The following is an 8,975-nucleotide window of genomic DNA, read 5'->3' on the forward strand; positions in this document are numbered from 1 at the left end:
CTGCCCTGTGGTCGACGTCCCGGGGGAACCTCGGCCCCCGGATCCGCCGGGTCAGCGATCGGGGACCGGAGGAAGTGGGCCGCCGTCCCGCTGCGGGGGCGGCGGCCCCTCGCTCACGCCTCCCGGTTGATGCGGGCGATGAGGGCTTCGAGCTCCTCGCGCCCCACCGGACCGAAGGACGCGAGGCGGCCCAGCGGGATGGAGGCCATCATGCGGACCATGTCCATGCCCAGCGCGGAGGAGTCGTCGGAGGCCAGCGGCGAGGAGGAGAGGACCTCGCCGAGCACCGCCGCCGCACGCGGGTCGGCCATGACCTCGCCCAGCGTCGAGTCGAGCGTCACGGGGAGCCGCAGCTCGTCGCCCTCGACCGTGACCGCGGCCTCGGCCCTCAGGTCGCGGCTCGACGCGCCGGCCGACACCGTGTACTCGCCGCCCTCGACCACCCAGCGGTCGACCCGCACGTCCCAGTACGCCAGGTCCTCCCTGGCCAGGAGCACGGAGACCCGCTCGCTCCGGCCGGGCTCCAGGGTCACGCCGGCGAAGCCCTTCAGCTCGCGGGGCGCCCGCGACACGGCCGAGTCGGGCTTGGAGGCGTAGAACTGCACGACCTCGCGCCCGGCCCGGTCGCCGGTGTTGGTCACGGTCAGGCTCGCCGTGACGCCGGTCCCGTCCTGCTCCAGCCGCAGGTCGGAGTAGGCGAAGCTCGTGTACGACAGCCCGTGCCCGAAGGGGAAGGCCACCTCCGTCTCGCGGGCGTCGTACCAGCGGTAGCCCACGTACAGGCCCTCGCCGTAGAGCACCGCCGAGTTCTCCCCGGGGAAGTTCAGGTACGCGGGGGTGTCCTGCAACCGCACCGGCACCGTCTCGGCCAGCCTCCCGGACGGGTTGACCCGGCCGAACAGCACGTCGGCGATCGCGCCGCCGCCCGCCTGGCCGAGCAGCGCCCCGTCGAGGATCGCCGGGGCGAGCTCGGCGACCGGGGCCAGGCGGAGCACGCCGCCGTGGGAGAGCACGACGACCGTGCGGGGCTGCGCGCCCACGACGGCGGCGAGCAGGTCGAGCTGCTCGGCGGGCAGTTCGATGTGGTCCCGGTCGAAGCCCTCGGACTCCTGGTGCTCGGCGAGGCCGAGGAAGACCACGGCGGCGTCCGCGTTCTCCGCGTCGTGCACCGCCTGCTCGCGCAGGCCCGCGTCGCCGTCCTCCCCCTCGGTGTACCCGTGGGAGAAGGTGACCGTGCCGTCCCCCGCCAGGGCGCGGATCTCCTCCAGGGGCACGTCCAGGCGCGTGGGGTTGACGTGGGAGCTGCCGCCGCCCTGGTAGCGCGGGTTCTGGGCGAACCCGCCGATGACGGCGACCGAGGAGCCCGGCGCCAGCGGCAGGAGTCCCCCCTCGTTCCTGAGCAGGACGACGCACCGCGCCGCCACCTCGCGGGCGAGCGCGTGGTGGGCCTCGGCGTCCTGGGCCCCGACCTCGTGGGTCCCCGCCTCCCGTGCCGGGCGCTCCCCGCGGGCGCGGGCCGCCTTCGCGGCGAGCGCGGCCACGCGGGAGGCGGCCGTGCGGACGGCCTCCGGGGAGCAGGAGCCGTCCTCCACCGCGGCGGCCAGACGTGCGTCGCTCGCGCCGCCGTCGCCGGGCATCTCCAGGTCCAGTCCCGCCGGGACCGAGGCGGAGCGCTCGCGCACCGCGCCCCAGTCGCTGACGACCACGCCGTCGAAGCCCCACTCCTCGCGCAGCACGGTGGTGAGCAGCCAGTGGTCCTCGGAGGCGTAGACGCCGTTGACGCGGTTGTAGGAGCACATCACGGTCCACGGGGCTGACGTGCGCACGACCTTCTGGAAGGCGCGCAGGTAGATCTCGCGCAGCGTGCGCGGGTCGACGTTCGAGCTGGAGCGCATCCGGTCGTGTTCGGCGTTGTTGGCGGCGAAGTGCTTGAGCGAGGCGCCCACGCCGGTGCCCTGGAGCCCGGTCACCCAGGCTCCGCCGAGGACACCGGTGAGGAAGGGGTCCTCGGAGTAGTACTCGAAGTTGCGTCCGCCGCGCGGGTCGCGCTTGATGTTGATCCCCGGGCCCAGGAGCACGTCGACCCCCAGGGCGCCGGCCTCGGTCCCGAGGGCGGCGCCCACCCGCCGGACCAGGTCGGGGTCCCAGCTCTGGGCCAGGCCCACGGCCGGGGGGAAGCAGGTCGCGGGCAGGCTCTCGGAGAGTCCGAGGTGGTCGGTGGCGCCGGCCTGGCGGCGCACCCCGTGCGGTCCGTCGGTGAGCACGAGGGAGGGGACCTCCCCCACGGCCTTGGTGCTCCAGAAGTCGGCGCCGCCGCTCAGCGAGGCCAGCTCCGCGGGGGTGAGCCCGCTCAGGTCGGGGACGGGTCCGGGGTGTGCGTTCAAGGCGCGAGCTCCTTCGTGTCGGTCGTGGGTCCCCCCGCGGTGCTTCACCCGGCGCCGTGCCGCGGTCGCGGTGGTCCCGCCGGGTCCCGGTGTCCGGGGCCCGCCCCGCACCCCGGCGTGTGGTGGACGGCGGGTGCCGGGGATCGCGGGACGATCCCTCAAATCTGAGTGAAGATGTGTTTTTGCGAGGGATTCGCAGCATACCGGCCTGTCAGAAGCCGGAACAAGGGCATCGCTTCGAGGAAATCCGAGTCGACATCGGTTTTGGGGGAAGCCTAGAGTGATCACCATGAGCACCACCTCCACCGGGTCGCGCGGCCCCTACGCCCGTTCGACCGAGCGCCGCAGGAGCATCGCCCGAGCGGTGCTCGACACCGTGCTGGAGGAGGGCCACGAGCGGGTCACCACGGCCGGGACCGCCCGGCGGGCCGGGACCAGCGAGGCCACGGCGCTGTACCACTACCCCACCAAGGAGCACCTCCTCGTCGCCGCCCTGGAGCTGTCCGACGAGGAGACCGCGCTGCGGCCCTTCACGTCCGACCCCGCCATGGGCCTGGACGACCTGCGCGCGTTCGTGGACACCACGGCGGAGCGGACGCACGTCATGCGGTTGCACACCGCGCTCCTGGGCCGCGCCACCTCCCCCGACCACCCAGCCCAGGAGTTCCTCGCCCGCCACAACCGTGAGGCCGTGGCGCACTTCGCACGGGTGGTGCGCCACCGCCAGGGCGCGGGCACGGCCCACCCCGGCCTCGACGCCGTCGGCGTCGCCCGCCAGTTCCTCGCGACCTGGGACGGCCTCCAGGCCCAGTGGCTCCTGGACCCCTCCTTCGACTTCGGCGACCACCTCGTCCAGGCGTTCCGCCGCCTCACCGGCCAGAACTGGATGGAGGGCCGGGCCGTGCTCCTGGACCCCTCCGTCGGGGTGTGACGCGGAAGGACCCGAGGACGCCCCGGCCGCCGGGGCCGCGAACCTCCTGCGACCGGGGTGAGCACGAAGGACCCGTCCTGTCGTCGTGACGACCCGCCTCGCCCGCGCGGCGCCCGAGGCCGGTCCCCCACCCCGCGCGGACCGCCCGCGCCCGGTCGCGGGGGCCGCCGGACAACCGTTTTCCGTGGATGTTCCCTCCCCCGACCTGGGACGACACCCGCTCACCGGCGGAGCCGACGGCCCGCGGCGCCCCCTTCACCGTTGACATCGCCCACCCTTTGGTATCTACTTTCCAAAAGGAAAGTAGATACCAAGGAGGAGACAGACATGGCCGGCACACCGGAACTCGACCAGGTCGCCGAGGCCCGCCGCAGGATCGCCACGCACGCCTCACTGCCCGGCCCCTACTGGGTGGCCTTCGCGTTCGCCGGCGTGCTGCTCGCGGGCCTTCCGATCTGGAGGGCGCTCCTCCCCACCGAAGGCGCCTACCTCGACTGGGGCCTGGTCGCCCTGGCCGCGGCGTCGGCGGTCTACGCGATCGTCCGGCGGCGGCGCACCGGCGTGTACCTCCCCCGCCGCGTCACCTCCTACCCGGGCGCCCGGACTCTGTGGATCGCCGCCCTGGCCGCCACCGGCGCGGGCTTCCTCGGCATCCAGGCCCTGGTCGACCACGGACACATGGGCCTCGCGCTCGCCGCCCTGATCCCCGTCGCAGCCGTCATGCTCGTGGGGCACATGCTCGTCCGCGCGGCCATGCGCCGGAGCATCGAGGCCGGCCGGGTCAAGCCGTGACCGAGCCCGACCACCCCGGCGACGGCGAACCGGGCGCGAGCGCCACCGGTCGCCGGCCGATCCTGGAGACCGGCCCCCGGCTGGCGATGTGCGCGCTCCTGCAGAGCGCCGACTGGGTCGACTTCGCCACCGTCCGCGACCTGCTCGGCGTCAGCGACCCGATGGTCTCCAAGCACAGCCGCACCCTCGAGACCGCGGGCTGTCTCGAGGTCCGCAAGGGAGCGGTCGGGCGCCGCCCCAAGACGTGGTTCCGCCTGACCCCCGACGGGCGCGCGGCCCTGCGGAGCCACCTGGCCTGGCTGTCCGAGCTGGCCTCGGCCGTCGAGCGGACGCCCGACGGGCGGCCCCCGGACGCCTCTCCGGCCGGACCCGCCCGCGAGGAGGACCCCAGCCGGCGGTGACCGCCCCCCGGCCCGCCCCGACCGGCAGGGCCGCCCGGCCCGCCGCACCCGCACGAGAAGCCCCCGCTCCCCACAGGACCCCCGGTCCGGAGCGGGGGCTTCGTGCTGCGCGCCGCCCCCGGGCCGGCGCGGGCAGCGGAGGGCGCCGCGCGTCCGGGTCCGGCCGCGCGGCGCCGACGAACCACCCCGCCCCCGCGGGCGGGGCCGTGGACGCACCCTTCCCGAACACCCTGTAGACTTTCGGAAACGATAATCGTTTTCACTTCCTTGGTGGAAGCCCCTACGGGAAGGAGGGCACATGCGCGTGGTCCTGGTCACCGGCCTACACCGGTCGGCACGTGGACTCTCGGTCGACGAACTGCTCGCCACGTCCCCAGGATCGGTGTCCGTGCACCACGACCTGGAGGAGATCGGGGAGGGGATCGTCCACCGCGTGGTCCGGGACGCCACGGGACGGGTCGAACGCGAGCACGTCGACCTCGTCCACGCGTGCGCCTCGTGCACGCTGCGGGAGGACCTGATCCCCTACCTGCTCCGCATGGCGGCGGAGGACCCGCCCGGCCTGTGCGTCGTGGAGGCCTGGGACGGCGTCGAACCCAAGCTGATCGCCGAGGCGATCGCCCACGAGGGGGCCCTTCGCCTGGTCGCCGTCGTCGGCGCGGTGGACGCCGGCCGCCTGGTCGGGGACCTGCTCAGCGACGACGACCTAGGCGACCGCGGCCTGGACATCGCCGAGGACGACAACCGCACCGTGAGCGAGGTGCTCACCAGGCAGATCGAGTACCCCTCGGTGATCGACCTGTACGGGACCGACGCCGGGAGCGAGGCGCACGCCCTGGTCGAGCACCTCAACCCCGCGGCGGTCGTCGCGCTCCCCGGAACCCGTGCGATCGACCCGACCAGGGGCCTCTTCGACCCGAGGGCCGCCCACGCCCGGTCCAACCCGGCCTGGGCCCAGTACGGCGACCGCCTCGAGGGGCGCGTGCGCACCTTCACCTGGACACGCACCCGGCCCCTGCACCCCCAGCGGTTCGCCGACGCCCTGGAACAGGTGCTGTCCACGAGCGTCCGCGGCCGGGGGCGCTTCTGGCTCGCCAGCCAGGCCGACACCCTCCTCGTCTGGGAATCGTTCGGAGCGCTGCTCCTGGTGGAGGACGGCGGCCCGTGGATGGACGCCCTGCCCCCGGCCGCCATGGACCTCGCCCCCGAGGCCAGGCGCGTCTCCGCGCTCCTGGACTGGGACCCCGAGGCGGGCGACCGGCGTCAGCACCTCTCCTTCGTCGGTGTCGGCCTCGACACCGCGGCCCTGGAAACACTGCTGGACTCCTGCCTGGTCACCGACGAGGAGACGGGCCAGGAATTCAGCACCGACCCCTTCGCGGAGTTCTCAGAAAGGTGAGCATGCCCGCTTCAGCACGCCGTTCCGACAGGCGCAGGACGTCGCGGAACTTCACGAACCCCCTCGGCGAACAGGACTACGTCGACTACAAGGACACCGTCCTCCTGCGCAAGTTCATCTCCGAGAAGGGGAAGATCCGCAGCCGCAGGGTGACCCGGGTCACCGCACGCCAGCAGCGTCTGATCGCCGCGGCCGTCAAGAACGCACGCGAGATGGCCCTGCTGCCCTACCCCTCCAACACGCCGACGCAGAAGGCCTGAGAAGGACCGGAAACGGTCCTGGAAAGAAAGGAGTCACCATGTCCCGCGTATGCCAGGTCACGGGGAGGTCCCCGTCCTTCGGAAACGCCGTCTCCCACTCCCACAGGCGGACCAGGCGCAGGTTCGACCCCAACATCCAGAGCAAGCGGTACTGGCTGCCCGGTGAGCAGCGCTTCGTCAGGCTCCGGGTGAGCGCGAAGGGCATGAAGGTCATCGACGCGCGCGGGATCGAGCGCGTCGTCGCCGAGATCCGCGCCCGCGGGGAGAAGGTCTGAGATGGCGAAGAAGAGCAAGATCGCCCGCAACGAGCAGCGCAAGGCCGTCGTCGCCCGCTACGCGGAGCGCCGCGCCGAGCTGAAGCGGCTCATCAAGAACCCCCGCACCGACGAGGAGGCACGCGCCGCGGCCCTCGCCGAACTCCGCCGACAGCCCCGCGACGCCAGCGCGACCCGGGTGCGCAACCGCGACTCGGTGGACGGCCGCGCGCGGGGGCACCTCCGCAAGTTCGGCCTGTCCCGCATCCGCTTCCGGGAGATGGCCCACCGCGGGGAGCTGCCGGGCATCACCAAGTCCAGTTGGTAGCGCAAAGCCCGTGGGCGTCCCCGCCCCGGCGGTCCGGCCGGAGCGGGGCGCCCGGCCCCGGCCGGGCCCGCCGGAAGGGCCGCGGGCCCTCGGAAGCGGCCACGACCACCACCCCGACCAGGGCGCACCACCTCGGCGAGGAGACGCACCGTGCCTGAACGCAACGACCCCTACGCCCGCTCCGGGCAGTACATCGACATGATGATCGCGGGCTGGTGGGAACACCACGGGGAGACCCTCGTCGAGGCTCTGGGGGAACTCCCCGCCGACGCCGGCCCCGTGGTGGACGCCGGCGCCGGAGGCGGCCACGGGACCCGCCTCGCGGCCGCCGCCCTGCCCGGGGCCCGGATCCTGGCCGTCGAGCCCTCCCTCCCGCTGAGGACGGTGCTGCTCTCCCGGATCGCCGAGGACGCCGACCTGCGCGACCGGGTGACCGTGGACGGCGACGACCTGCTCTCGGCGTACCTGCCCGACCGGATCGGCGGCATGGTGATGGCCAACCTCATCGGGCACTTCAGCCCGCACGAGCGCGACCGGCTGTGGGAGGACCTGGCCCCGCGCCTGGCCCCCGGGGCGTTCATCCTGCTCAACCTCGCCGCACCGCTGAAACCCGAGCGGGTGGGACGGACGCGGATGAGCGAGGTCCGCCTCGGCGACCGCTCCTACGTCGGCTGGGCCGCCGCCGAGCCCAGCGGACCGGAGCGGGTGAACTGGCACATGACCTACGAGGTCCACGAGGGCGGGCGGGTCCTCGCCTCCGACGACGTCCGCTACGACTGGTGGACGATCACCGAGGACGCGCTGCGCGCCGAGACCTCGCCCCACCGCCTGCGGGCCGTGCCGCACGGCCCCTCCGAGGCCGGGCTGTACAAGCTCTTCCCGGAGGGCTGAGGCCATGGGCGCACCCGACGGGCTCCCGGTGACCGTGCTGTCCGGTTTCCTCGGCGCGGGCAAGACGACCCTGCTCAACCACCTCCTCGGCAACCTGGACGGCCTGCGCGTCGCGGTCATCGTCAACGACATGAGCGAGATCAACATCGACGCCGACCTGGTCCGGGGCGAGGGCCACCTGTCCCGGACCGACGAACGCCTGGTCGAGATGACCAACGGCTGCATCTGCTGCACCCTGCGCGACGACCTGCTGGAGGAGGTCTCCCGTCTCGCGGAACAGGGCCGGTTCGACCACCTGCTGATCGAGTCCAGCGGCATCTCCGAACCGATGCCGGTGGCGGCGACCTTCGCCGTTCCCGGCCCGGACGGACGCCCCCTCCTGGAGGGGGCGCGGCTGGACACGATGGTGTCGGTGGTCGACGCCGCGAACTTCCTCACGGAACTCGACAAGGGCGACGACCTGGTCGAACGCGGACTCGACGCCTACGAGGACGACGAGCGCACGGTCAGCGACCTGCTCGTCGACCAGGTGGAGTTCGCCGACCTCCTCCTCGTCACCAAGACCGACCTGGTCACCGCGCAGGAGGCCGAACGGGTGGAGGCGGCCGTGCGCAGGCTCAACCCCCTCGCCCGGGTCCTGCGCGTCACGCACGGCCGGGTCGACCCGCGCGAACTGGTGGGGGCCGACCGCTTCGACCTCGAACGCGCCTCCCTCGCGCCGGGGTGGGTGGCCGAGCTCAACGGCGACCACGTGCCCGAGACGGAGGAGTACGGGATCTCCAGCCTGGTCTTCCGGGCCGACCGCCCCTTCCACCCCGGACGGCTCTGGGAGCTGGTCTCGGCGGGGTTCGACGGGGACCGGCACGGCACGATCCTGCGGACCAAGGGCTTCTTCTGGCTGGCGACCCGCGCCCGGACCACGGGACTGTGGTCCCAGGCGGGGCCGGTGGCCCGGTTCGAGCCCGCGGGGGTGTGGGACCCGGCCGACGGGGCCGCCCTGGGCTACGCGCCCGAGGACCTGGCGGACGGCGAACCGGTGGAGCCCCGCCAGGAGCTGGTGTTCATCGGCACCTCCCTGCGGCACGACTCCCTGGACGGGGCCCTGCGCTCCTGCCTGCTCACCGACGACGAGCTCGCCGCGCCCTGGGAGGCGCTCCAGGACCCCTTCCCGGAATGGGACGTCCACGTCCCGCACGACCACGCGCGCACCGGCGCCTGAGGTCCCCGGGGCCGCCGGGCCCCGGCCCCCCCCGCCCCCGGCCCGCGGCCCCCGGCCCCAGGGGCCCGCTCCCGGGGCGTTACGGCCCCCCAACGGAACACCAACCCCCCCACCCC

General features: G+C 73.8%; 10 protein-coding genes. 9 read left to right on the top strand and 1 reads right to left on the bottom strand.

Annotated features, from left to right (window positions below):
- Nucleotides 1-113: 113 nt before the first annotated feature.
- Complete coding sequence (locus tag ACIRPH_RS11095; RefSeq protein ID WP_402912447.1) at nt 114-2,384, bottom strand: glycoside hydrolase family 3 C-terminal domain-containing protein; 2,271 nt, start codon at nt 2,382-2,384, stop codon at nt 114-116.
- A 289-nt stretch (nt 2,385-2,673) separates the two neighbouring features.
- Here ACIRPH_RS11095 and ACIRPH_RS11100 point away from each other — a divergent pair, with 289 nt between their 5' ends.
- The 9 genes from ACIRPH_RS11100 to ACIRPH_RS11140 all read left to right on the top strand — a co-directional run bounded on the left by ACIRPH_RS11100 (nt 2,674) and on the right by ACIRPH_RS11140 (nt 8,859).
- On the top strand, nt 2,674-3,315 hold the full coding sequence (locus tag ACIRPH_RS11100; protein ID WP_402912450.1) for a TetR/AcrR family transcriptional regulator: 642 nt from the start codon (nt 2,674-2,676) through the stop codon (nt 3,313-3,315).
- A 327-nt stretch (nt 3,316-3,642) separates the two neighbouring features.
- Nucleotides 3,643-4,107, top strand: coding sequence for a hypothetical protein (locus ACIRPH_RS11105; protein ID WP_402912452.1), 465 nt, complete (start codon nt 3,643-3,645; stop codon nt 4,105-4,107).
- Nucleotides 4,104-4,508, top strand: a complete 405-nt coding sequence (locus ACIRPH_RS11110) for a winged helix-turn-helix domain-containing protein (protein WP_402912455.1) — start codon at nt 4,104-4,106, stop codon at nt 4,506-4,508. Before ACIRPH_RS11105 ends, ACIRPH_RS11110 begins: the two co-directional genes overlap by 4 nt.
- A gap of 298 nt (nt 4,509-4,806) precedes the next feature.
- Nucleotides 4,807-5,907 carry a CobW family GTP-binding protein gene (locus tag ACIRPH_RS11115; RefSeq protein ID WP_402912458.1) on the top strand — a complete coding sequence of 367 codons (1,101 nt, stop codon included), beginning with the start codon at nt 4,807-4,809 and terminating at the stop codon, nt 5,905-5,907.
- 2 nt (nt 5,908-5,909) lie between these two features.
- Nucleotides 5,910-6,167, top strand: a complete 258-nt coding sequence (rpsR, locus tag ACIRPH_RS11120) for a 30S ribosomal protein S18 (protein ID WP_402912461.1) — start codon at nt 5,910-5,912, stop codon at nt 6,165-6,167.
- A gap of 38 nt (nt 6,168-6,205) precedes the next feature.
- Nucleotides 6,206-6,442 carry a 50S ribosomal protein L28 gene (rpmB, locus tag ACIRPH_RS11125; RefSeq protein ID WP_402912464.1) on the top strand — a complete coding sequence of 79 codons (237 nt, stop codon included), beginning with the start codon at nt 6,206-6,208 and terminating at the stop codon, nt 6,440-6,442.
- A gap of 1 nt (nt 6,443) precedes the next feature.
- Complete coding sequence (gene rpsN / locus ACIRPH_RS11130) at nt 6,444-6,749, top strand: 30S ribosomal protein S14 (protein WP_402912467.1); 306 nt, start codon at nt 6,444-6,446, stop codon at nt 6,747-6,749.
- Between the two features lie 150 nt (nt 6,750-6,899).
- Complete coding sequence (locus ACIRPH_RS11135; RefSeq protein WP_402912470.1) at nt 6,900-7,640, top strand: class I SAM-dependent methyltransferase; 741 nt, start codon at nt 6,900-6,902, stop codon at nt 7,638-7,640.
- A 4-nt stretch (nt 7,641-7,644) separates the two neighbouring features.
- Nucleotides 7,645-8,859: a GTP-binding protein gene (locus tag ACIRPH_RS11140; protein ID WP_402912473.1), complete on the top strand. Its 1,215-nt coding sequence runs from the start codon at nt 7,645-7,647 to the stop codon at nt 8,857-8,859.
- Nucleotides 8,860-8,975: the final 116 nt, after the last annotated feature.

Source organism: Nocardiopsis sp. NPDC101807, from assembly GCF_044766605.1.
GTDB lineage: Bacteria > Actinomycetota > Actinomycetes > Streptosporangiales > Streptosporangiaceae > Nocardiopsis > Nocardiopsis tropica.